We start from the raw sequence: 21,624 nt of genomic DNA, 5'->3' as shown, positions 1-21,624 counted from the left end.
CTGGGCACGTGGGCCCGGCCCGCACCGCCCGGTCCGGTCCGTCCTTCGTCTTCGTCCTTCGTCCTTCGTCTCGTCGGCAACCCTAGGGGCGGTGGGGGCGGGAACTTCGCGGTGCGGGAGCCAAACCACCCGGTGGGGCGAATCTTCGTGCGATTCTTCGCTCGCGCGGGTGGCGGGCGGTCGAACGGAGTTGACGCTCAGCCGGGGGACGGGGGACGGGAGCGGGCGGGGGACGGCCGCCGGAGACCGGTCAGTCCCACCAGAACGACCACCGCGGGGCGCCGATCAGCTCGGGCGCGTACGCGGTGAGGGTGCCCGCGCCCTGGAAGATGTTGTCCGGGCAGAAGGCCAGGTGCTCGGCGGCGATCCGCAGCGCGGTCCGCTCGTCGACCGGCGGGGCGGCCACGCTCAGTTCCAGGTCCGCGAAGCCGACCTGGACCACCCGGGTGCCGTAGCGGCGCTCCCAGTCCAGCAGGACGGCGGACACCTTGGCGGTGTCGTCCTCGTGGTTGACCGGGCCCGACCAGCCGCAGGCGGTCAGCGCCTGGGCTCCGCCGGCCGCTGCGACCAGGCCGATCCGCAGGTGCGGGTGGAACGCCAGCAGTTCCCGGGCGAGCGCCCGGGCCGCGCCGTCGGGGTCGCCGGTGCGGTCGGCGGCGGGCGCGGTGCCGGGCCAGCCGTCGAGGAACGGGGCGACGGACCGGCCGAGTTCGGACATCTCCTCGGGGTCGAGCGGTTCGCCGTCGGAGTCCACCGTGGTGGAGTACTCCCAGCCGGTGCGCAGCAGCGCGGCCGGGTCGTACCAGTCGGGTTCGCTCGCGGATTCGGGGTCGAGCTCGCCCGTCGCCCAGGGCCGGAACTCCTCGTCCCCCTCCCGCAGCGGTGCGAGCAGCAGCGGCCACAGCCCGCTGCGCGGGTGCGCGCGGTGCAGTTCCTCCCACAGTCCGAGCGGCGCGGGGCCGTCGCTCAGCCAGAGCACGGGGGCCGCGTCCTCCCGGTTCTGCCGGGGGCTGACCAGCCGCCCGGCGGGGAGCAGGTCGGCCACGGTGCTCGGGTCTCCGCTGGGCAGCAGCCGGCCCAGATCACGCTCGGCGTCGGTCATGCGAACACGCTAGCGAGCGCCGGTGACAACCCCCGGCACCGCACCGCCCGCCGCCCCCGGCGTCGCGCGCCCGGCCGGATCCGCGCGGGGGCCCCGGGCGGGGCGCTGCGCGGCCGCGTCCAGCAGCCGGTGCTCCAGGCCGAGCCGTCGGTAGAGCCGGACGGCCGGCCCGTTCCAGCCGTCCACCATCAGCGCCGCGCGCGGCGAACGTCCGAGGATCCCGGTCAGCACGAGTCGGCAGGCGGCCGCCGCGTGCCCGCGGCCGCGCCCGTGCTCGGGGTCGCTGACCACGCCGGCGAGCAGGCCGACGGTCGGGGCGGGCCAGGCGTCGGCGGCGAGGGCGGTGAGCCGTCCCGCTCGGTCGCGGACGCCCGCCCAGGCCCGGGTGCCCGGCCGGTGCGGGTGGGCGTGCGAGGCGGGGAAGTGGCGGTCGATCAGTTCCGCCGCCTCGTCCAGTTCGTCGGGCGCCAGCCAGTGCGCGACGCCCTCGCCGCCGGACGTCGGCGCGCCCTCCCCGGCCGGCGCCGGGACGCCGCCGAGCAGCGGGACGCCGGCCGCGGTGCGCTGCATCCAGCCGAAGCGTCCCTGCGGTTCCAGGTCGTCGCGGCGGGCGCAGAGTTCGGCGAGCAGGTCGGCGTCGCCGAACGGGCGGTAGCCGGGGCCGACGAGCGGCAGCACCTCGTCGAGCAGCGGCAGCAGGTCCGCGACGGGCCCGCGGACGGCGATCCGGTCGCGGCCGGAGAGCGCGGGCGAGGCGACGGCGACGGCCCGCCCGGCGGCCCAGGCGCGGGCGCCGCCGTCCAGGCCCTGGGCGGCCCAGGCCAGTACGGCGTCGTCGTCGGTGGCGGTGCGGAGTTGCTCCTGCGAGGTCAGTTCGAGCACGGAGCCATTCTGCGCGGCGCCCCCGGCCGGCCCGTTCCCGGGCCCCTCCGCACCCCCGCCCGCCGCACTCCCGGGCCCCTCCGCGTTACCGGTCGTACCGCTCCAGGAGCGCCGCGACGTACGTCTCCAGCCGCTCGGCGAGCAGCCGGGGGGTGAGGTCGGCGCGGCCGCTCTCCCGCCAGGGCACCGCGACCTTCTCGGCGTCCGGCGCGAAGGCGAGCGCGTCGAGCAGCCGCCAGTACAGGTGGTCGCGGGGGTGTTCGGCGAGCGTGCCGCCGGCGGCGGTGTAGCGGTCGGCGAAGGCCGTTCCGTGGGCGGCGCCGTGCAGCAGGGCGAGGGCGGTGGCGCAGTGCGCGACGTCGAGGTCGGCGGGGCCCCAGGAGGTCTCCACCCAGTCGACCACGCCGGTGATCCGCAGCGCGGGGCCGTGGCCGGTGAGGAGCACGTTGCCGGGGTGGTAGTCGCGGTGCAGGAAGAGTGGCTGGTGTCCGGGGGCCGGGCGGTCGATGAGGGCGACGGCGCGGGTCCAGAGGGCGGGCCGGGTGGTGGTGGGCGGGACGGCGACGCGTTCGGGTGCCGTCCAGGCCTGGTAGGGGCGCGGCCGGGTCGGGCCGGTGGTGGGGGTGCGGTGGATCGCGAGCAGTTGCCGGGCCATCAGTTCGGCCTGCCGTTCGGCGTCCGCGCCGTCCAGCCGGATCGTGCCGGGCAGCAGCGTCATCAGCAGCGAGGGGTGTTCGCAGCGCTCGGCGCGTTCGTCGACCGCGACCAGGCGGGCGGCGGGCACCTCGCCGGGACCGAGCAGGTCCAGGACGGCCGCCTCCCGGCCGAGCAGTCCCTCGGCGTGCTCGACGAAGAACGGTTCGACGAACGAGCGCAGCACCAGCGTCCGTCCGCCGTTCGGCCCGGCGACCTCGATCCGGCGCATCTCGGAGGTCCAGCCGCCGCGCAGCCTGGTCGCTCCGGTGAGGCGTTCGCCCTGGTCGAGCTGGTCCGAGATCCACGCGGCGGTGCGTTCGCCGATCAGTTCCGTCACATGTGACACCTTACCCACCGCATCCCCGGCCGTTCCGGCGATCGGTCGGCCCGCCCGACCTGACCCACGGTCAACGGCTGCTCCCAGTACGCGGGTTCAGCGGGGGTCGGGAGTGGACGCCCGGGCCGCTTTTCATTACGGTCTGGCTGCAAACCTCTATTCGGACGATCACTCGATCGAATGAGCCCGACCGGAAGAAGGAGCCCCGATGGCCTCGCACCGTCGCCCCAAGCAGCCCAGCCGCACCCGGGTGACCGTGCTCACGGGGGCCGCCGCGACCGCGGTCGCGCTGTCCGCCCAGGTCGGTGCGCAGGCGGCGCCCGCCCAGCCGAACAAGGACGAGGTCAAGGCGCAGGTCGACCGGCTCTCCGAGGAGATGGAGCGGGCGACCGAGAAGTACAACGGCGCCAAGGAGCGCTCCGACCAGCTGCGCCAGCAGGCCGGCCAGCTGCAGGACCAGGTGGCCCGCGGTCAGGAGCAGTTGAACGAGCTGGCCTCGGGGCTGGCGGCGGTGGCCGGGGACCAGTACCGGCAGGGCGGCGTCGACCCGTCGATGCAGCTGATCCTCTCCTCCGACCCGGACGAGTACCTCGCCAAGGCCGCCTCCTTCGACCAGGCCGCCGGCACCCAGGCCGAGACGCTCAAGTCGCTCAAGGAGCAGCAGCGCCGCCTGGACCAGCAGAAGCAGGAGGCCACCGCCGTCCTGGCCGAACTGGACGGCGAGGCCAGGACGCTGAGCGACACCAAGAACGAGGTGCAGTCCAAGCTCGCCGAGTCGCGCCGGCTGCTCAACCAGCTCGGCGCCGCCGACCGCGCCGCGATCCTCGCCGACGAGGGGGGCACCGCCTCCCGCGGCTCCGACCGGGTCGACCTCGCCGCGCTGCCGAAGGCCTCCGGCGCCGCCGCCCGGACCGCCGTCGACGTCGCGCTCGCCCAGCGCGGCAAGCCGTACGTCTGGGGTGCCGAGGGCCCGGGCAGCTTCGACTGCTCCGGGCTGATGGTGTACGCGTACGCGAAGGCCGGCGTGCACCTGCCGCGCACCTCGCAGGAGCAGGCGCGGGTCGGCGGCGGCGTGGGCCGCGACTGGCACGCCGCCCAGCCCGGCGACCTGGTGATCTACAGCGTGCACGGCGCCCAGGACCACGTCGCGCTGTACCTCGGCGACGGCGTCGTGGTGCACGCGCCCAAGCCGGGGGCGCCGGTCCGCACCATGGCGGTCGACGCCCTGCCGATCAGCACCATCCGCCGGGTCTGACCTCCCGGCGCGGCCGGGCGACGGGCCGCTCCGCCTCCCAGGCGGGTCAGGTGCGGGCGGCCGCGCGGCGCTCGGGCAGCTGGCCGGCCACGATCGAGGCCAGCGCCAGCCCGAAGCCCAGCAGTTGCACCGCGCCGAGCGTCTGGTCCAGCAGCAGCGCCCCGAGCACCGCCGCGACCAGCGGCGACAGCAGGCCCAGCACCGCGACGCCGGTGACCGGCAGGCGGCCGATGCCCTGGAACCAGAGCGCGTACGTGAGCAGTCCGCCGACCAGGCCGAGCCAGAGGTAGCCGAGCGCGGCCCGGCCGTCGATCGCCGGGGGCGCGCCTTCGAACAGGAAGGTGACGGGCAGCAGGAACAGTCCGCCGGCGGTGAGCTGCCAGCCGGTCAGCGCGAGCGGGCTGACGCCCTCGGGGCGGCCCCAGCGCTTGGTGAGCGTGACGCCGAGGGCCATCGTGGCGGCACCGCCGAGACCGGCGGCCACGCCGACGGCGTCCAGGGCCGCGCTCGGCCCGATCACCACCAGCCCGACCCCGAGCACGCCCACCAGCCCCCAGCCCAGCCGCCGGAGGGACAGCCGCTGGCGGAGCACCGGCACGGCGAGCAGCGCGACGACCATCGGCTGGGCGGCGCCGAGGGTGGCGGCCACGCCGCCGGGGAGGCGTTCGGCGGCGGTGAACAGCAGCGGCAGGAACAGCCCGATGTTCAGCACCCCGAGCACGGCGGCCTTGCCCCACCAGGTGCCGCGCGGCAGCGTCCGGGTGAGGGCCAGCGCGATCAGCCCGGCGGGCAGGGCGCGCAGCAGGCCGGAGAAGATCGGGTGGCCCGGGGGCAGCAGTTCGGTGGTGACCACGTAGGTGGTGCCCCACACCATCGGGGCCAGCGCGGTCAGCGCGGTGCGGGCCAGGGTGCCGGAGGTGCCGCCGCGGGGCGAACCGGTGGGGGTTCCGGGCGCGTCGAGCGGGCTGACGTTCGCGGTGGTGCCGGTGTTCGCTCTCATGGGAAGCAGTCTGGTCCCGCCCCGATTGATGAGTCCAACACATGTTTGTCAGACCATCGATCTCCCTTCATGATTGATCCCATGGAACTCCAGCAGCTGCGCTACGTCCTCGCGGTGGCCGAGACCCTGAGCTTCACCCGGGCCGCCGAGCGCTGCCTGGTCGTGCAGTCCGCGCTCAGCCACCAGGTGGCCCGGCTCGAACAGGAGCTGGGCGCCCGGCTGTTCGAACGCACCAGCCGCCGGGTCCGGCTGACCGCCGCCGGGGAGGCCTTCCTGCCGGCCGCCCGGCAGTGCCTGGAGGCGGCCGAGCGGGCGGCCGCCGAGGTCGCGGCGGCGGTCGGCGAGGTGCGCGGACGGCTCGCGGTCGGACTGATCTCGACCGTCACCGCGGTGGACATCCCGGTCGGGCTGCGCGAGTTCCGCGGCCGGCACCCGCAGGTGCGGATCAGCCTGCGGGTCGGTGCCAGCAAGGACCTGGTCGAGCAGGTCCGCCAGGGCGCACTGGACGTCGCCTTCCTCGGCCTGCCGACCACCTTCCGGCCGGAGGGCGTCACGGCCCGCGAGCTGGCCCGGGGCCGCCTGGTCGCCGCGGTCGCCCCGGACCACCCGCTGGCCGCCCGGGAGCGGGTGCCGCTGCGCGAGCTGGCCGCCGAGCCCTTCGTCGACCTCCCGCCGGGCACGGCGGGGCGGGCCCAGACCGATCTGGCGTTCGCCGCGGCGGGGCTGGTGCGCGACGTGGCCTTCGAGGTCGACGAGGCCTCCTACATCCCGCGCCTGGTGGGCCCCGGGCTGGCGGTGGCGATGCTGCCCGCCGCGTACGTCCCGCAGCTGACCGGCATCGCGGTCGTCGAGGTCACGGATGCGCCGACCCGGATCGAGACGGTGGTCTGGCCGCGCACCGGGCCGTCCCCGGCGACCGGCGCGTTCCTCGCCCTGCTCCGCATCCCGGCGACGGCCGCCGGCTGACCCACCCCACCCCACCCCACCAGTACGACAATCCGATGATGACCCGTCAGGTCTCCGCCGCATTGCGCCTCGTGTCCCCGCGTTTCCGCTTCCGCGATCCGCTGGCGGGGCGTTCGCGGCCTGTGCTTACCTGACGCCGTGACCGTCCGGCGGCGGCACCGCACCGCCCGTGCGGAGCCCCCCGCAGGTCCGCGCGGGTCCGCACGGGTCCGCACGGGCCCGTCGGCGGCGCCCCTCCCCTGCCCCTCCCGCGTCCGAGCGGCGGCTTCGCCGTGCCCGGGGCGCGCCCGTGATCCCGTACAGGAGCAGCATGTCCGAGCAGAGCCCCGCGGCCGTCCCCGGCTGGTCGTTCGAGACCCGGCAGATCCACGCGGGCGCGCAGCCCGACCCGGCGACCGGGGCGCGGGCGGTGCCGATCTACCAGACCACCTCGTTCGCCTTCCGGGACACCGCGCACGCCGCCGACCTGTTCGCGCTCGCCGAGCCCGGCAACATCTACACCCGGATCCACAACCCCACCACCGACGTGCTGGAGCAGCGGCTGGCCTCGCTGGAGGGCGGCGTGGCGGCGGTCGCGCTGGCCTCCGGGCAGGCCGCCGAGACGCTGGCGCTGCTGACGGTGGCCCAGGCGGGCGACCACCTGGTCTCCTCGGCCTCGCTGTACGGCGGCACCTACAACCTGCTGCGGCACACGCTGCCCCGGTTCGGCGTCGAGGTGAGCTTCGTCGAGGACCCGGACGACCTGGAGGCCTGGCGGGCCGCGATCCGGCCGAACACCAAGGCGCTGTTCGCGGAGTCGCTGGGCAACCCGCGCGGCAACGTGCTGGACGTGCGCGGGGTCGCGGACGTCGCGCACGCCGCCGGAGTGCCGCTGATCGTCGACAACACCGTGCCGACCCCGTACCTGCTGCGGCCGCTGGAGCACGGCGCGGACGTCGTGGTGCACTCGGCGACCAAGTTCCTCGGCGGCCACGGCACCACCATCGGCGGCGTGGTCGTGGACGGCGGCGGCTTCGACTTCGGCGCCGACCCGGAGCGCTTCCCCGGCTTCAACGAGCCCGACCCGAGCTACCACGGCCTGCGCTTCTGGGACGCCCTCGGACCGGGCGCGTTCGCCGCCAAGCTGCGGGTGCAGCTGCTGCGCGACCTCGGGCCCGCGCTCTCGCCGCACTCGGCGTTCCTGCTGCTGCAGGGCGTGGAGACGCTGTCGCTGCGGCTGGAGCGGCACACCGCGAACGCCCTGGAGCTGGCCCGCTGGCTGGAGCAGCGCGACGAGGTCGCGGCCGTCCACTACCCGGGCCTGCCGTCCAGCCGCTGGTACGACGCGGCGCAGCGCTACCTGCCGCGCGGCGCGGGCGCGGTGCTCTCCTTCGAGCTGCGCGACGGCGTGGAGGCGGGGCGGCGGTTCGTCGACGGGCTGGAGCTGTTCAGCCACCTCGCCAACATCGGGGACGTCCGCAGCCTGGTGATCCACCCGGCCTCGACCACGCACAGCCAGCTGGACGCCGAGCAGTTGGTCGCCACCGGGACGGCGCCGGGCCTGGTGCGGCTGTCGGTCGGGCTGGAGAGCGTCACCGACCTGCGGGCCGACCTGGAGGCGGGGTTCCGCTCGGCGAAGGGCGCGTCGTCCTGAACGGCCCGGCCCGGGTCGCCGTCCCGCCCGCCTCCGGGGCCTGGCGGGACGGCGACCCGGTCGGCCGGCGGCACTGGTTCGCGCTGCCCGGGCCGCTCGCCCTGGAGGCGGGCGGCGTCCTGCCGGGAGCCCGGCTGGCGTACCAGAGCTGGGGCACGCCCGCCCCGGACGGCTCCAACGCGGTGCTGGTGCTGCACGCGCTGACCGGCGACAGCCACCTCACCGGCCCGGCCGGGCCCGGGCACCCGACGGCGGGCTGGTGGACGGAACTGGTCGGGCCGGGACGGGCGCTGGACACCGACCGCTGGTACGTGGTGGCGCCGAACGTGCTCGGTGGCTGCCAAGGCTCCACCGGCCCGTCCTCGGCCGCGCCGGACGGACGGCCCTGGGGCAGCCGGTTCCCGTTCCTCACCCAGCGCGACCAGGTGGCCGCCGAGGTGCTGCTGGCCGACGCCCTCGGCATCGACCGCTGGGCGCTGGTGGTCGGCGGCTCGATGGGCGGGATGCGCGCGCTGGAGTGGGCGGTGGCGCACCCCGGACGGGTCGGGGCGCTGCTGGTGCTGGCCACCTCGGCGGCGGCCTCGGCCGAGCAGATCGCGCACGCCTCCGCGCAGTTGCACGCGATCCGCGCGGACCCGGGGTGGCACGGCGGCGACTACCACCACCTGCCGCCGGGCGGCGGCCCGCACCGCGGGCTGGGCCTGGCCCGCCGGCTGGCCCAGATCACCTACCGCAGCGAGTCCGAGCTCGCGGCCCGCTTCGGCCGGGCCCCGCAGTCCGGCGAACACCCGTGGCGGGGCGGGCGGTTCGCCGTCGAGTCGTACCTGGACCACCACGCCGCGAAGCTCGCCCACCGCTTCGACGCGGGCAGCTACGTCGTCCTCAACGAGGCCATGAACGCGCACGACCTCGGCCGCGGCCGGGGCGGCACCGCCTCGGCGCTGCGCCGGGCCGCCGTTCCGGCGCTGGTCGCCGCGGTCGACTCGGACCGGCTGTACCCGCCCGCCCAGCAGGCCGAGTTGGCCGCGCTGCTGCCGGACGCCGACGCGCCCCGGGTGATCACCTCGCCGTACGGGCACGACGGTTTCCTGCTGGAGGCCGCCCAGGTGGCGCCGCTGTTCGCCGAGCTGCTGCCGGCCGGTCGGCACTGAACCACCGGCGCTGAACCACCGGCCCGGGCCTGCGGGTTCAGGCGATCGAGGCGGCCACGATCGCGGCGGCGGCGAGGTTGCAGCTGGCCGACACCCACACCGCCGGGTGCGGTTCGGCGGAGACCAGGACCGTGCCGAGCCGCCCGGGGGTGAGCAGGTCCAGCAGCCAGAAGGCGAGCGCCATCAGCAGCAGGCCGAGGACGCCGAAGCAGAGCGTGGAGAGCAGGCCCTTGCCGAAGTCGTCGTAGGTGTACCGGATCGCGGTGTAGACGATGCCGCCGACGCCGAGCAGCGCCGAGCTGAGCAGCACGGCCGCGTTGCGGTTGCCCTCGGCCCAGATCAGCCGGCCCAGCTTGCCCGGCGTGAGCACGTCGATCAGCAGGTAGCCGAGCAGCAGCAGCACCAGGCCGACCAGGCCGTAGACGGCGGCCGCACCGAGGCCGTGGAGGATGTCGTTCATCTGCGGGGGCTCCCCGGGGGTTCGGGCGGTCGTACGGCCGCACCTCGGTCAAGGATCGGCAAAAGATATCCCACGCCCCTGGCGTCCCGTCAGTTCCCCGGGGTCCCTCCCCTATCATTCGGCGGCACGCGTACGATGATCCGCCATGACACCGCCGCCCTCCTCAGCCGGACCGGACCGGTCGACGCCCGGCTCCCGCCGCCGCTCGGGCTTCGTCGCCCTGGGCATGGTCGGCACCCTCGCGCTGACCCTTTCCGGCTGCTCCTCGTCCACCAAGACGCCCAGCCGCTGCGTCGACCCGGGCACCCTCAAGGTCCTCGACTCGCACTCCTGCACGGCGGGCGGCGCGGGCGCCGGCCAGTGGTACTACTGCGGGTCCGGCGGCACCGTCGCGAGCGGCGGCACCTTCAGCAAGTCCGCCGCCAAGCGCGGCGGTTTCGGCTGCCCCAAGGGCAGCAGCAGCGGCTCGGGCGGGGGCTGATCCGGGTGCGCCGCCACACCATCGCCCCGCGCCCCGACTGGCTGGCCACCGTCGAGTCCCAGGGCCTCGTGTACGCGATGTGCTCCGACCCGTGCAACCAGGGCGGGCCGCACGCCTACTGGGACGAGAGCGCCTACTACGAGTTCTCGCTGCCCGAGGTCGAGGCCCTGGAGGAGGTCGTCGAGGAGCTGCACGCACTCTCGCTGGCCGCCGCCGAACACGTGGTGCGCACCGGCCGGTTCGCCGACTTCGGCATCACCGACCCGCGGCTGGCCGCCGTCGTCGCCGAGTCCTGGCGCCGCCGCGACGAGCAGCCCAGCGTGTACGGCCGCTTCGACCTGGCCTACGACGGCACCGGCCCCGCCAAGCTCTTCGAGTACAACGCCGACACCCCCACCTCGCTGATCGAGGCCGCCGGACCGCAGTGGTTCTGGATGGAGGAGCGCTTCCCCGAGGCCGACCAGTGGAACTCGCTGCACGAGCGGCTGGTCGAGTCCTGGGCGAGCCAGAAGCACCTCCTGCCGCCCGGCCCGGTCCACTTCGCCCACTCCCGCGGCGACACCGAGGGCGAGGACTGGCTCACCACCCTCTACCTGCAGGAGTGCGCCGAACAGGCCGGCCTGCGGACCGTCGGCATCGCGATGGAGGACATCGGCTGGGACGAGCTGTCCGGCCGCTTCGTCGACCTGGAGCACCGCTTCATCCGCTCCGCGTTCAAGCTCTACCCGTGGGAGTGGCTGGTCGACGACGAGTTCGCCGACCACCTGCTGGACGCCGTCGACCTCGGCGGCGGCACCGGCTCCACCCTGTGGATCGAGCCCCCCTGGAAGATGCTGCTCTCCAACAAGGCCCTGCTGGCCGTCCTGTGGGAGCTCAACCCGGGCCACCCCAACCTGCTGCCCGCCTACCTCGACGGCCCGCGCGAACTCGCCGACCCCGGCGGCCCCGGGTACGCCGCCAAGCCGCTGCTCGGCCGGGAGGGCGCCGGCATCCGCATCGTCGAGCCCGACGGCCGCCAGACCCGGCTCGCCGACTGGGCCGGCGACCCGGACCGCTACGGCGCCGAGGGCTACTGCTACCAGCAGTACCACCCGCTGCCCGACTTCGACGGCAACCGCCCCGTCCTCGGGACGTGGGTGGTCGACGGCGAGTCCGCCGGCCTGGGCATCCGAGAGACGGACGACAGCCCCATCACCCACCAGGGCGCCCGCTTCCTCCCCCACCTGATCCGCTGATCAACCGCCCAGCCGTCCCGCCGCTCCGCCCTCCCGCGGCCGCTCCGCAGATCAGCCCTCCGCCGGGGCTCCGGGGCGGCCCGCCCGGGAGCGCTGCGCCGGGATCAGCGGGACGGCCCGGCCGCTCGCGGGCGTCGGCACCGGCACCGGCACCGGGTGCTTGGGGGCGATCCGCGCCAGCGAGGCCAGCCGGGCGCGGCTGGTCTGCCGCTCCACCGTCCCCCGGCAGCGGGAGCGGCCGGTGGCCGACACGTCCGGGGCGGTGAAGTGCTCGGCGGCATAACGGCGGAAGAGTTCACGGCGGGTCATCGAAACCTCCTGGGCGGCCGGGGCCGACGGGCGGCCGTCTTCGGGAACGCCCCAAGCAAAACCCGGTCCGGGCGCCCGAACAATGCGTACTCCCTACCCAACCTCCGGCCCGAACCCTGGGTACCCCGCTCCCCACCGGGCCACTACCCACCCTTCGCCCGCCGCGATGGGTACCACTACGCATTGATCACCCCGTCCGCCCACCGGTTAGCTGGTACCCGTTCCCTCCCACCCCCGACCCGGAGGTCCGGATGACCCGCCGCGAACGCTTCCGCCTGTACGCCAGCGAGCACTTCACCGCCCGCACCGACCAGCCCGCGACCGGTCGCCGCCGCGGCACCGTCGAACGCCAGACCCGCCGGGCCACCCTCACCCGGCTCGCCCGGCTCTCCCACCACCCCCGGACCTGAGAACTGCGCGGCCCCACCATGACCCTCATGACCCTCACCGCCACCGTCCCGGCTCCCCCCGCCGCGCCCGCTCCGCGGCTGCTGCCCGCGGTCGACCCCCCGCTCTGGCTGGTCACCATGCCCACCACCGGCCGCACCGGCGCCCGGGGCGAACAGACCTTCGCCGTCCGCGCCCTCACCCACGCTGACGCCCTCGCCGCGGCCACCACCACCGCGTACGACCACCCGGCCCTCCGCCACCGCCGCGGCGCCCGCATCGACCCGGCCTCGGCCCGCGCCACCCTGCACCACTGACCGGCCGGCCACCGCGGCCCCGCCCGCAGCCTGGCGCCGACCGCACCCCCGCCCGCCGCGCTTCAGGCCACCGGCAGCCCGTCAGCCCTCCGCCAGCGCCTCCGCCACGTCCTTCCGACCGACGCCCAACTTCCGCAGCACGCTGGCCACGTGGTGCTCGACCGTGCGGGGCGACAGGAACAGGGCCTGGGCGATGTCCTGGTTGCTGGCGCCCTGTCCGAGCAGCTCCGCGACCTGCCGCTCGCGCGGCGAGAGCGCCTCGCCGTAGCCGCGCCGCCCCGGCGAGGCCATCCGTCCCAGCCCGAGGTCACGTCGGACGTGCTGGCAGCGGGCCGCGTCGGAGGCCGCCCCGAGCGTGGTGTAGGTCGCTTCGGCGGCGGCCAGCCGCTCGGCCGCAGTCTGCGGGTCGCGGTCGGCGAGCGCCCGCGCCAGCCGCTCCTCCACCCTGGCGACCTCGTAGGGCCGGCCGATGGCACGCCAGGCGTCCCGTGCCCGGCGGTAGGACTCGATCGCCCCACCGGGGTCCGACCCGTCCAGCAGGACGCCCCGGGCCAGGGCGAGCCCCGCGTGCGCGGCCGGCGCGTCCACCCCGTCGAGGGCCTCCTCCGCCTCCTCGATGAGGTGCTGGGCCGCCCCGTCGTTGCCGACGCCCCGCGAGACCTCGACCGCGATCGGCAGCAGCTCCCCGGCCCGGGCCCACGCCCCGGCCTGCCGCAGGATCGCCACGGCGGGCGTCAGCACGAGCGCGGCGGCCTCGGCGCCACGCTCCACCAGCTCCACCCCGCCCAGACCGGCGGCGGCCCTGAGCGCCGCGGTGACCTGCGACTCCCGCTCGCCGTACCGGGCGGCCGACTCGAACTCGGCCCGCGCGAGCGCGAGCCGTCCCCGCGCGGCGGCCATCCGGCCGAACAGCATGGCGCGCTCGACCCGGGCCATCGCCACGTCCGGGTACTCGGCGCCGAGGGCCTCGAACCGCTCCTCCAGCCCCTGCCAGCGGCCGGCCAGGCCGTCCAGGCGCAGCAGGGCGATCCGGCTGTAGCACTCCAGGTAGGAGATCGCCGCCTGCCGGGCCAGGGCGCGGCTCTCGGCCAGCAGCCGTCCGGCCCGCCGGTCGTGGCCGGTCTCCATGGAGATGTCGCCGACGTTGAACAGGGCCCGGGTGGTCTGCCGGACCAGTTCGGGGCTGGAGGCGTCGCGCGGGAGCCGGTCGAGTTCGGGCTGCAGCTCGGGGTCGCCGTCGCGGGCCTGGAAGGTGAGCCGGGTCGCGCGGTAGGCGGCGGCGACCTCCTCGTCGGGTTCGGCCTCCAGGGCCTTGGCCGCCCTGGCCATCCGCTCCCGGGCGGCCGCGCCCGCGCCGTCGCGTTCGTCCATGGCCAGCGCGACCAGGGCCCGGGCCGCGCGGGCGGGCCGGTCGGCGATCAGTTCGTCGGCGGCCTGCTCGATCAGCGCGAAGCCGGCCCGGTCGCCGCCCTGGACGGCGATCCGCAGGCCCAGGGTCAGCCGGACCTCGCCGCGGTCGGCCACCGGGAGCCAGGGGTCGGCGATGATGGTGGTCAGCACCTCGGTGCTGGCCGCGTCGTAGGCGGCGTTCGCGGCCAGCCCGGACAGCGCGCGGGCCGCCCGTCCGCGGCGTTCGGGCGCGAGGTCGGTCTCGGCGAGCAGTTCGCGCAGCAGCGGACCGGCCGCCGCGGTGTCGCCCTGTTCCACCGCCTGCTCGGCGGCCGCCTCGGCGGCCTGCTGCCAGGCGTCCCGGTCGCCGAGGGCGCGGGTGTGCGCGGCGATCCGGGCCAGCGGCTGCGGCTCCCGGCCGCGCAGCGCGTCGATCGCCCGGCGGTGGAGCGCGGAGCGCACCGGGCCCGGTATCCGCCGGTACGCCACCTGCCGGGCGGGCTCCCAGCGGAACGCGTACCTGGCCGGGGCGGGCTCGCTCAGCAGCGCCGCGCGCAGGGCCTCCACCAGTCCGGCGGAGACCTGTTCGGCGGGCAGCGCGGAGACCTCGGCGATGAGTTCCTCGCTGGCGGGCTCGTCCAGCACCGCGGCCGTCTCCGCCACGGCGCGGGCCGCGTCGCCGAGGCCGGTCAGCCGCTCGACCACGGCGTCCCGCAGGCCGCGTGCCAGGTCCGCACCGGCCAGGGCCGCGACGGGGTCCGCCCGCCGCCCGTCCGCGCGCAGGCCCTCCAGGGTCTCCAGGTCCTCGACGACCGCGGCCGGGAGTCCGCCGGACCGTTCGTACAGCGCGCCCGCCAGCGCCGCTGCGGTGCCGGCCGCGCCGCCGGTCGCCGGGCCGGTGCCGACGGCGCTCCGGACCAGCTCCAGCACCTCCGCCTCGTCCAGGGGACCGACCCCGAGCAGTCCTCCGGAGACTCCGGGCGGGCACCGGTAGGCGGCGCCGAGCACGGGCGTACCGTCGGGGAGCTCCTCCGGCCGGTAGGTCACCAGCAGGGACAGGCCCGGGTGCGGGTCCCTGGCCAGCAGCAGCAACAGCTCCCTGGTCGCCCGATCGGCCCACTGCGCGTCCTCGATCAGCAGGACCACCTCGCCCAGGGCGTCGAGCAGCGCCCGCAGGCCCCGGGCCAGCCGGTACCGCTCGTCGCCCCCCGCGCCGGCGGTGTCCTCCGGCAGCAGGTCGGCCAGGTCCGGCAGCCAGGCCCGGAGCACGCCGGTGCTCGGCGGCACCTCGGTGGTCTCCCGCAGGACCGGCCGGCTGCGCCGCAACGCGTCCAGCAACGGACCGTAGGGGGGCGGGTCGGCGAGCGGGTGGCAGCGGCCGGTCAGCACCCGTTCCCGGGGCACCCCCGCCTCCGCCAGCGCCCGTCCGACCAACGCGGACTTCCCGACGCCGGCGTCGCCCTCCACCAGCACCACGGCCGGCGCCGCCCGCACCGCCCCGACCAGCCACGCCACTTCGCGCTGCCGCCCGACGAAACCCGGCGCTCCGCCGTCGTACCTCATCGCCGCACACCCCATCCGCACACCCGACCCGACCCCACGAACCGGCGAGAGCACGCACGTTCCATACGCCCCATCATGCCGTGCCTCCCCGACGCCCCGACCCCCGGCCGCCGCCCCGCCGTCCGCAGCCGCTCCCGGCCCGCTCGCGGGCGCTTCCGCACCGCGCCGTGTTGCGGGGCGGGTGGCTCCCTGGCGAGCATGAAGAAACTGCGTGCGACCTCACCCGAGCGACCCCGAGTGACGAGGACAGGTGCTGTCATGACCGACTGGGACGCCCAGGACCCGGACCCCGCCGAGGACGACGGCGTTCTCGAACCTGCCGACTCGCTGCTCACGGACCGGTTGGACGACGATCCGCTCGACACCGGGATCATCCCTCCGGACGGCTACCAGGGCGCCACCGCGTACGGCACCACGCCGGAGGAGGCCGAGCGCGGGGAGTCCCTGGACCAGTTGCTGGCCGAGGAGGAGCCCGACACCGGTCCCGAGGCGGTCGACGACCGCTGGGCCGACGGCCCCTCGCCGCGGGCCGGCCGCCTGGTCGAGGACGGCATCGACACCGAGGGCACCGACGTCGGCCCGGACTCCGGCGCCGCCAGCGCGGAGGAGGCCGCCGTGCACCTGGTGTACCCGGACGAGGACGCGGAGGCCGAGTTCGACGACGCCGAGCCGGACGAGCCGCTGCGCGAGGCGGTCAGGTTCACCGTGCTCGACGACCTGGCCGACCGGGTGCCCGACGACGACTACCGCTGAGCCGCCCGGCCCTCCCGTTCTCCCGCCCTCCCGGTCCTCCCCGCGCTCAGTCGCGCACCTCCACCACCTCCACCTCCAGGTCCGCCACCAGCAGCCGGGGCCCGCTCTCGTCGGCCTCGGCCAGCACGGTCCCGTCCGGCGCCCACACCGCGCTGCCTCCGCAGCCCGTCCACGGCCCGGCGGAGCCGACGTGGTTGGCCAGTACCACGTACATCCCGGTGGCCTTCGCGATCGCCGGGTGCACGGTACGGCGCTCCTCGCGTCCTCCTCCCGTCCCGTACAGCGAACTCGCGAGGTGGATCCGGCAGCCCCGGGCGGCGTTCCGCGCGGACACCTCCGGGAAGTGGTTGTCGAAGCACGTCGCCAGTGAGTAGCCGACACCGCCCAGCCGGAAACGGCCGCCACCGCTGCCCGGCTCGAACACCTCCCGCTCGTTCTCGTACAGGTGCTCCTTCGCGTACACCGCCAGCACGGCACCGTCCGGGGCGTACACGGTGCTGGCGATCACGGGGCGTCCTCCCGGCCCCGCTGCGGCCCCGTTGACCACCACCGCGATGCCCGTCCCGCGCAGCGGGTCGAGGCGCGGGTCATCCGCCTCGGTCCACCACGCGCGGTCCGCACCGATCCGCTCGGGCACGTACCCGGTGAGAGCCAACTCCGGACAGACCATCACCGCGCTGCCGGCCTCCCGGGCGTCCACCGCCAGATCGGCGATCTGACGCACGTTGGCCTTCACGTCCCCCACCACGCATTCGAACTGGGCCGCCGCCACCCGCACTCGTACCACTCCGGTCTCCTCTCCGCTCCCCACCACGAGGACTGCCCGGACGCTACCGCCCGTGCTCCCCCGACCCGCTACCCGCCCTGTCGCGAACCGCGCCTTCCCGAAACCGCGTCAGCTGCTCCACCAGCCGGTGAGACCGGAGCGCCCCGCAGAACCGGGTGAACGGCCGACCGCTTTCCCACCCATACCGCAGACCGACGCCCGATCGACGGAAACCCGCCGGTGCCGGGAGCGGCCGCCGCCGAACTGCTCGATCATTCCGGCCTCCTGCTGGATGTGGACTCGCACCGCCACGAGCTGACGACCCGGAAGGTGCCCGATCCCTACGGAACCCACACCCGAAAAGAGCGAAAAAACCGCCAAACCATCCATGTGGATATTTATTTCTTCCCACCTGTTCGATACAACCATCCGCCGTCGGAACGGTTTCCCGGAAATAGACGGTCCCCGGGTTTCACCCGGTGATCCGCGTCTGCGGTTCCACCGCCCTCGGCCTCATTAGGGGAAGGGAGGGCGCACCCGGTCCGGCTGCTGCTCCGGCCGTTCACCGCGGAGGACCCGACCTCCTGGTGCACCGACGTGTCCCACCGGCTGCGCACTTCCGGCGACGGCATCCACTTCGCCGTCACCGACGCCGGGTCCGGGCGGTTGTTCGGAACGGTGGGACTCAAGAAGACCGACTGGCCGGCCCGGGTACTGGACCGCGCCGTGGGCGCGTGGCCTGGGCGTGACGGCCGAGGCGACGCGGGCCCTCGGCGAGTGGCTGCTGGGCGAGCAGGGCTTCCAGCAGGTCGCCGAGAAAGCCGGTCTCCAGCGGGAGGGTGTTCCGCAGAACGCCGGCTACGTGCACGCCGGCCGGGTCGACCTCGTCCTCTTCTCCCTGGCGCCCGACGCCGGACCGGCGTCGGGCGGTCTTCACCTGTGCAGGACGAGGAAGCGCGCACTGAACCAGAGCCCGATGAATCCGACGACGTTGCCCGCCGCCATCAGCCTCGACAGGTCTCCGGCGTCGACGGGACCGGGTATCAGGAACGTGGCGCCCAGCATCGCCGCGAAGTAGACGACGTTCAGCAGGAAGGCCGCCCCCGCCCGACCGATCTGCTCCAGGTAGCCGAGCAGGGCGAGCGTCCCCCCGAAGAGCACGAGGGTGGGGCCGACCCAGGCGAAGTACTCGGCCGCGACGGCGGCGGCGGCCCGATCGGTGGTCAGGGCCCGGGCGATCGGCTCGCGCAGCAGGAACGCCGCGGTCCCGAGCAGGAGGTACGGGGGGATCGACAGGCGCAGGGTGGTGACCAGACCGGCGTGGTTGAGCTCCCGTCGGCTCTCACCGGGCCGCAGGGTCACGGCGACCGCCGCGCCCGAGCCGGCGGCCATGGCTATCACCATCAGCAGTCCCACGGCCGTCTGTCCGAGGGCGAACCCCGCGACTTCGGCCGTACCGGCCGAGCGCAGCACCCGCAGGTAGCCGAAGGTCACCGTGGACAGCAGCAGGAACGTGCCCGCCACCGGCGCGCCGAAGCCGAGGAGTTCACGCGCCGCACCCCGGCTGCCGGTGAGCGCGGGCCGGGCCACCCCCTTCCGCTTGAGGACGATCACGACCGCCGCGCCGATGACGCCGGTGGCCGGCAGGCCGCCGATCGGCACGGCGAGCACGCCGAGCCCCGTGACGGCGTGGAGCGCCGTCGTTCCGGCGATGGAGAGCACGGTGAACAGCACGCCCAGCCAGGCCGCCGGGGCGGTGTGGCCCAGCCCGCGCAGGACGCCCGTGCCGAGGTAGGGGACCAGCCCGAGCACGGCGGTCGCGGCCACCGCCACGATGAAGACCAGCACCGAGTGCCGTGCCTCGGGGGCGACTCCGAGGGCGGTGAGGAACGGGCCCGAGGCCGCGAGCACGGCCACGGCTTGCAGTACCAACAGCCCCGCGCCGATGGCGAAGAAGGTCGGTACGGACCGGAGCGCGTCCCGGCCCCGGCCGTGGCGGGCGGCGATGCCGGCGGAGACCTGGGCGGCGACCACCAGCCCTTCCGTCACCGCGAGCACGAGGTATCCCACGGGCGTGTACACGGATCGAACGTAGAGCGCGTCGGGCCCCAGGCGCCCCAGGAAGGCCACCGTCCAGGTCTGCAGCACCAACCCGGCCACCAGGCCGAGCAGGATGGACACGGCGAACCGCCCCGCCGACACGTCCAGCGAAGCGAGCGCCCGTTCCCGGCTCCCGACCGTGCTCGTGATTTCCCCCGTCATGGTTCCCCTCCTCGTCGCGTCGACGTCCTCCGGGTGTCGGAACTGTCGACGCGGACGACCGTAGCCGGACATTTTTATGAATTCAATAATTAAATTTCTCCCGGGGCGCCACTCACCGGAAGCCTCCGCCGGCGCAGCCCGCCGCCGAGCCCGTGCGGGACGACCATCCCCCTTGAGAAGTCGACAAGGTGCCGAGAACGCCTTCGCGCCCTCCTGTCGCTGTCCGATCAGTTACCGCGGCAGGATTCGAAGCAACCCTCTTTCCGGCCAGCAAGGCCTCGATTCACTCCTTCGAGCAGTTCTGCGTAACCGTCGCCCGACCTCGACGGTGCACTCGAAAATCTCCGCCGAATAATAATTTGCAGGCGATCCTCCCCTCTCCTAGTCTTGGGCAGCACCACGTCCCGAAGGGAGTTCCACAATGGTTCCGATAATTCGCGGCCGTTCCACGGCGCCCCCGATCGTCGCGCCCTCCTTCCGGTCCGTCCCCACGCACTAGTGCGGCGGACCGCCACGATCGGGTTCCGCGCCTCCCACCCCTTTCTCCGGAGGCACCGTGATCTTCCGTCCGATCGTTCCGCAGGAAATCAACGCCGTGCTGGCCCAGATCCGGCCCGACCCGTCCACGACGGTCTCCGCCGAGACGGTCCGCGCACGCCTGGCCGACGGCGAGTACCGCCCCGGCTGGATCTGGGTGGCGGAGCCCGCACCGGGCCGGGCCCCGCTGGCCGTCGCCATCTGGTGGGGCAGCCCCACCGATCCCCGTCCGAGCAATCTGGACGCGTTGTTCGCCCGGTCCGACTCGATGTCCGACTTCGTTCCTCCGGGCCGACTGCCCCGCGGTCCCCGACCGACCACCGATCCACGCAGTGCGGTCGCCGCCGCGCTGCTCACCGCCGCCCATCAGGTGTTCGCGGCCGACGGGCTGACGCCGGCACCCGACTACCACCTCTTCCTGCCGCCCGACTGGCGTGACCGCCCCGCGGTCGCCGCTTCGGTTGCGTGGCGTCGTAAGGCGGCGGAGGCGGCGGGCCTGCGTCTGACCGCCGAACGGCTCAGATTCGAGTGGGAGACCGATCGCCCCGTGCCGGCGCTCTCCAGCCGGCTGTTCTTCACTTCGGAGTCCGACGACGAGGTCTTCGTCGACCTCTTCCGCCGGACGTCGCAGAGGAGCCTGGACGCGGCATCCGCCCGGGCGGTCCTCCTGATCGGTGCGGAGGCCCACGCCCGGAGCGAGATCGCCTTCTACCGCTGGGAAATGCCCGGCAAGCGGTCCTGGTGGCGAATAGCGCGCACGTTGACGGGGCGGGCGGTCGGCTTCGCCATCCCCTCACACAACTCCGTCGTACCGGTGGTGGGCCACCTCGGTGTCCTGCCCGAGTTCCGGGGCATGGGGTTCGCCGCCGAAATCCTCGCCGAGACCACCAGGATCCTGACCGCCGAAACCGACGCCGAGGTGATCCGTGCCGAAACCGACCTCTGCAACCACCCCGTGGTCGCCGCCCTCGAACTGGTCGGCTACCGCGACCGCACCCACCGCCTGGTCCTGTCCGCCGTCTGACCGGGGCGGGCGGTCCGCCACCAGCCCGCCCCGGACGGCTTCCAGCTTCCCCGTACGAGAGGAGAACCTCCCATCGGGTACGACTTCCACTGCCGGGCCCCGTCGCACCAGCCCTCCGCCTCCGGCTCACCCCAGCGAGAACGCTCCGCTGGGCGGGGGCGGGGAGTCCTCGGCCGTCTCGTCCGTGACCGGCTCCGCCGCCTGCTCGGGCGTCTCCGTCAGCCTGGCGGGAAACGGGTCGGCGGCGAGCAGACGGGTCAACTCCCCGGTGGGGAGCGGCGCGTCGGAGCCGATCAGCAACACGTTCCCGTAGCGCCGGCCCCGCAGCACCGCGGGCTCGGCCACCAGGCAGACGTGCGCGAACACCGCCGCGACCGTGGCGGCCTGGGCCTTGGCGAACGCGAGCGGCGGGCCGTCCGCCAGGTTCGCCGCGTAACAGCCGCCGGGCCGGAGCGCGGCAGCGGCCCGGCGCACGAACTCGACGCTGGTGAGGTGCGCCGGTGTCCGCGAACCGCGGAACACGTCGGCCACCACCACGTCGAAGCCGGCGACCGCCACGGATGCGAGGGCGGCCCTCGCGTCCCCCACCGTCACGTCGATACCGGAGGGCCAGGGCAGGTGCTCGGCGATGAACTCGGTCAGCGGGCCGTCCAGCTCGACCACCCGCTGCCGCGAACCGGGGCGGGTGGCCGCCAGGTAGCGGGGCAGGGTGAGCCCGCCGCCGCCCAGGTGCAGCACGTCCAGGGGCTCGCCGGGGGCGGCGACCACGTCCAGCAGGTGCGCGATCCGCTGCACGTACTCGAACTCGAGGTGCGTCGGGTCCTGGAGGTCGACGTACGACTGCGGGGTGCCGTCGAGAGTGAGCAACCAGCCGCCCTCGACGTCGATGTCGGGCACCAGCTTCGCGGTGCCCAGCGCCACCCGGCGCTCCACCGGCCGCGGGTCCGCCCCGTCGACGGCGGTGTCACTCACGGCCGGACCTCCGGGAAGCGACGGGACGGAGAACGCTCGACGAAGGAACAGCCATGCGGGCAGCTTAGGCCCCAGCAGGGCGGTCCTCCCAAACGAAGGAGCCTACCGGCCGGTATGGTCGCGGAGGTGGTACCGCCCGGGAGGGTC

General features: G+C 74.9%; 21 protein-coding genes. 10 read left to right on the top strand and 11 right to left on the bottom strand.

Annotation, left to right across the window (positions count from 1 at the left end; translation table 11 throughout):
* Positions 1-250: 250 nt before the first annotated feature.
* The 3 genes from ACZ3J7_RS11500 to ACZ3J7_RS11490 form a co-directional block, all read right to left on the bottom strand.
* Positions 251-1,102, bottom strand: coding sequence for a DUF4253 domain-containing protein (locus ACZ3J7_RS11500; RefSeq protein ID WP_465619280.1), 852 nt, complete (start codon positions 1,100-1,102; stop codon positions 251-253).
* Between the two features lie 9 nt (positions 1,103-1,111).
* A complete protein-coding gene (locus ACZ3J7_RS11495) occupies positions 1,112-1,984 on the bottom strand; it encodes a GNAT family N-acetyltransferase (RefSeq protein ID WP_465619278.1) in 873 nt (290 codons plus the stop codon).
* A gap of 85 nt (positions 1,985-2,069) precedes the next feature.
* Positions 2,070-3,017: a phosphotransferase family protein gene (locus ACZ3J7_RS11490; RefSeq protein ID WP_465619276.1), complete on the bottom strand. Its 948-nt coding sequence runs from the start codon at positions 3,015-3,017 to the stop codon at positions 2,070-2,072.
* 208 nt (positions 3,018-3,225) lie between these two features.
* On the opposite strand from ACZ3J7_RS11490, the gene ACZ3J7_RS11485 reads away from it, so the two are divergent.
* A complete protein-coding gene (locus tag ACZ3J7_RS11485; protein ID WP_465619275.1) occupies positions 3,226-4,272 on the top strand; it encodes a C40 family peptidase in 1,047 nt (348 codons plus the stop codon).
* A gap of 46 nt (positions 4,273-4,318) precedes the next feature.
* Here ACZ3J7_RS11485 and ACZ3J7_RS11480 read toward each other — a convergent pair whose 3' ends face one another.
* The gene (locus ACZ3J7_RS11480; protein ID WP_465619273.1) at positions 4,319-5,272 is read right to left on the bottom strand and encodes an EamA family transporter; all 954 of its coding nucleotides are present in this window, start codon (positions 5,270-5,272) and stop codon (positions 4,319-4,321) included.
* Between the two features lie 81 nt (positions 5,273-5,353).
* Here ACZ3J7_RS11480 and ACZ3J7_RS11475 point away from each other — a divergent pair, with 81 nt between their 5' ends.
* The 3 genes from ACZ3J7_RS11475 to metX all read left to right on the top strand — a co-directional run bounded on the left by ACZ3J7_RS11475 (position 5,354) and on the right by metX (position 9,022).
* Complete coding sequence (locus tag ACZ3J7_RS11475) at positions 5,354-6,238, top strand: LysR family transcriptional regulator (RefSeq protein ID WP_465619271.1); 885 nt, start codon at positions 5,354-5,356, stop codon at positions 6,236-6,238.
* 310 nt (positions 6,239-6,548) lie between these two features.
* Positions 6,549-7,871 (top strand): bifunctional o-acetylhomoserine/o-acetylserine sulfhydrylase, encoded by a 1,323-nt coding sequence (locus ACZ3J7_RS11470; protein WP_465619269.1) that lies wholly within the window; start codon positions 6,549-6,551, stop codon positions 7,869-7,871.
* Positions 7,868-9,022 carry a homoserine O-acetyltransferase MetX gene (gene metX / locus ACZ3J7_RS11465; RefSeq protein ID WP_465619390.1) on the top strand — a complete coding sequence of 385 codons (1,155 nt, stop codon included), beginning with the start codon at positions 7,868-7,870 and terminating at the stop codon, positions 9,020-9,022. The genes ACZ3J7_RS11470 and metX overlap by 4 nt, the downstream gene beginning before the upstream one ends.
* Before the next feature lie 37 nt (positions 9,023-9,059).
* Here metX and ACZ3J7_RS11460 read toward each other — a convergent pair whose 3' ends face one another.
* Complete coding sequence (locus tag ACZ3J7_RS11460; RefSeq protein ID WP_465619267.1) at positions 9,060-9,482, bottom strand: DUF350 domain-containing protein; 423 nt, start codon at positions 9,480-9,482, stop codon at positions 9,060-9,062.
* Between the two features lie 145 nt (positions 9,483-9,627).
* Between ACZ3J7_RS11460 and ACZ3J7_RS11455 the strand changes: the two genes are divergently transcribed.
* Together ACZ3J7_RS11455 and ACZ3J7_RS11450 are read left to right on the top strand one after the other, a co-directional pair.
* Positions 9,628-9,963, top strand: a complete 336-nt coding sequence (locus ACZ3J7_RS11455; RefSeq protein ID WP_465619265.1) for a hypothetical protein — start codon at positions 9,628-9,630, stop codon at positions 9,961-9,963.
* Between the two features lie 5 nt (positions 9,964-9,968).
* The gene (locus ACZ3J7_RS11450; protein WP_465619263.1) at positions 9,969-11,198 is read left to right on the top strand and encodes a glutathionylspermidine synthase family protein; all 1,230 of its coding nucleotides are present in this window, start codon (positions 9,969-9,971) and stop codon (positions 11,196-11,198) included.
* 51 nt (positions 11,199-11,249) lie between these two features.
* Here the strand turns inward: ACZ3J7_RS11450 and ACZ3J7_RS11445 are convergent, their stop codons facing one another.
* Positions 11,250-11,507: a hypothetical protein gene (locus tag ACZ3J7_RS11445; RefSeq protein ID WP_465619261.1), complete on the bottom strand. Its 258-nt coding sequence runs from the start codon at positions 11,505-11,507 to the stop codon at positions 11,250-11,252.
* Positions 11,508-11,758: 251 nt separating this feature from the next.
* Between ACZ3J7_RS11445 and ACZ3J7_RS11440 the strand changes: the two genes are divergently transcribed.
* Positions 11,759-11,917 carry a hypothetical protein gene (locus ACZ3J7_RS11440; RefSeq protein ID WP_465619259.1) on the top strand — a complete coding sequence of 53 codons (159 nt, stop codon included), beginning with the start codon at positions 11,759-11,761 and terminating at the stop codon, positions 11,915-11,917.
* 27 nt (positions 11,918-11,944) lie between these two features.
* Positions 11,945-12,211 carry a hypothetical protein gene (locus tag ACZ3J7_RS11435; protein WP_465619257.1) on the top strand — a complete coding sequence of 89 codons (267 nt, stop codon included), beginning with the start codon at positions 11,945-11,947 and terminating at the stop codon, positions 12,209-12,211.
* An 81-nt stretch (positions 12,212-12,292) separates the two neighbouring features.
* Here the strand turns inward: ACZ3J7_RS11435 and ACZ3J7_RS11430 are convergent, their stop codons facing one another.
* Positions 12,293-15,163 (bottom strand): ATP-binding protein, encoded by a 2,871-nt coding sequence (locus ACZ3J7_RS11430; RefSeq protein WP_465619255.1) that lies wholly within the window; start codon positions 15,161-15,163, stop codon positions 12,293-12,295.
* Positions 15,164-15,421: 258 nt separating this feature from the next.
* Here ACZ3J7_RS11430 and ACZ3J7_RS11425 point away from each other — a divergent pair, with 258 nt between their 5' ends.
* The gene (locus ACZ3J7_RS11425) at positions 15,422-15,916 is read left to right on the top strand and encodes a DUF5709 domain-containing protein (protein WP_465619253.1); all 495 of its coding nucleotides are present in this window, start codon (positions 15,422-15,424) and stop codon (positions 15,914-15,916) included.
* 46 nt (positions 15,917-15,962) lie between these two features.
* Here ACZ3J7_RS11425 and ACZ3J7_RS11420 read toward each other — a convergent pair whose 3' ends face one another.
* The 3 genes from ACZ3J7_RS11420 to ACZ3J7_RS11410 all read right to left on the bottom strand — a co-directional run bounded on the left by ACZ3J7_RS11420 (position 15,963) and on the right by ACZ3J7_RS11410 (position 18,944).
* Complete coding sequence (locus ACZ3J7_RS11420) at positions 15,963-16,694, bottom strand: carbon-nitrogen hydrolase family protein (protein ID WP_465619388.1); 732 nt, start codon at positions 16,692-16,694, stop codon at positions 15,963-15,965.
* Between the two features lie 117 nt (positions 16,695-16,811).
* Complete coding sequence (locus tag ACZ3J7_RS11415) at positions 16,812-16,958, bottom strand: hypothetical protein (protein WP_465619251.1); 147 nt, start codon at positions 16,956-16,958, stop codon at positions 16,812-16,814.
* Positions 16,959-17,615: 657 nt separating this feature from the next.
* Complete coding sequence (locus ACZ3J7_RS11410) at positions 17,616-18,944, bottom strand: MATE family efflux transporter (protein WP_465619249.1); 1,329 nt, start codon at positions 18,942-18,944, stop codon at positions 17,616-17,618.
* 556 nt (positions 18,945-19,500) lie between these two features.
* On the opposite strand from ACZ3J7_RS11410, the gene ACZ3J7_RS11405 reads away from it, so the two are divergent.
* A complete protein-coding gene (locus ACZ3J7_RS11405; RefSeq protein WP_465619248.1) occupies positions 19,501-20,505 on the top strand; it encodes a GNAT family N-acetyltransferase in 1,005 nt (334 codons plus the stop codon).
* A gap of 126 nt (positions 20,506-20,631) precedes the next feature.
* Here the strand turns inward: ACZ3J7_RS11405 and ACZ3J7_RS11400 are convergent, their stop codons facing one another.
* Positions 20,632-21,477, bottom strand: a complete 846-nt coding sequence (locus ACZ3J7_RS11400) for a spermidine synthase (protein ID WP_465619247.1) — start codon at positions 21,475-21,477, stop codon at positions 20,632-20,634.
* Positions 21,478-21,624: the final 147 nt, after the last annotated feature.

This window comes from Kitasatospora sp. NPDC015121, assembly GCF_055562955.1.
The sequence above is the reverse complement of the archived record's forward strand: the minus strand, read 5'-3'. Positions and strand labels throughout refer to the sequence as shown.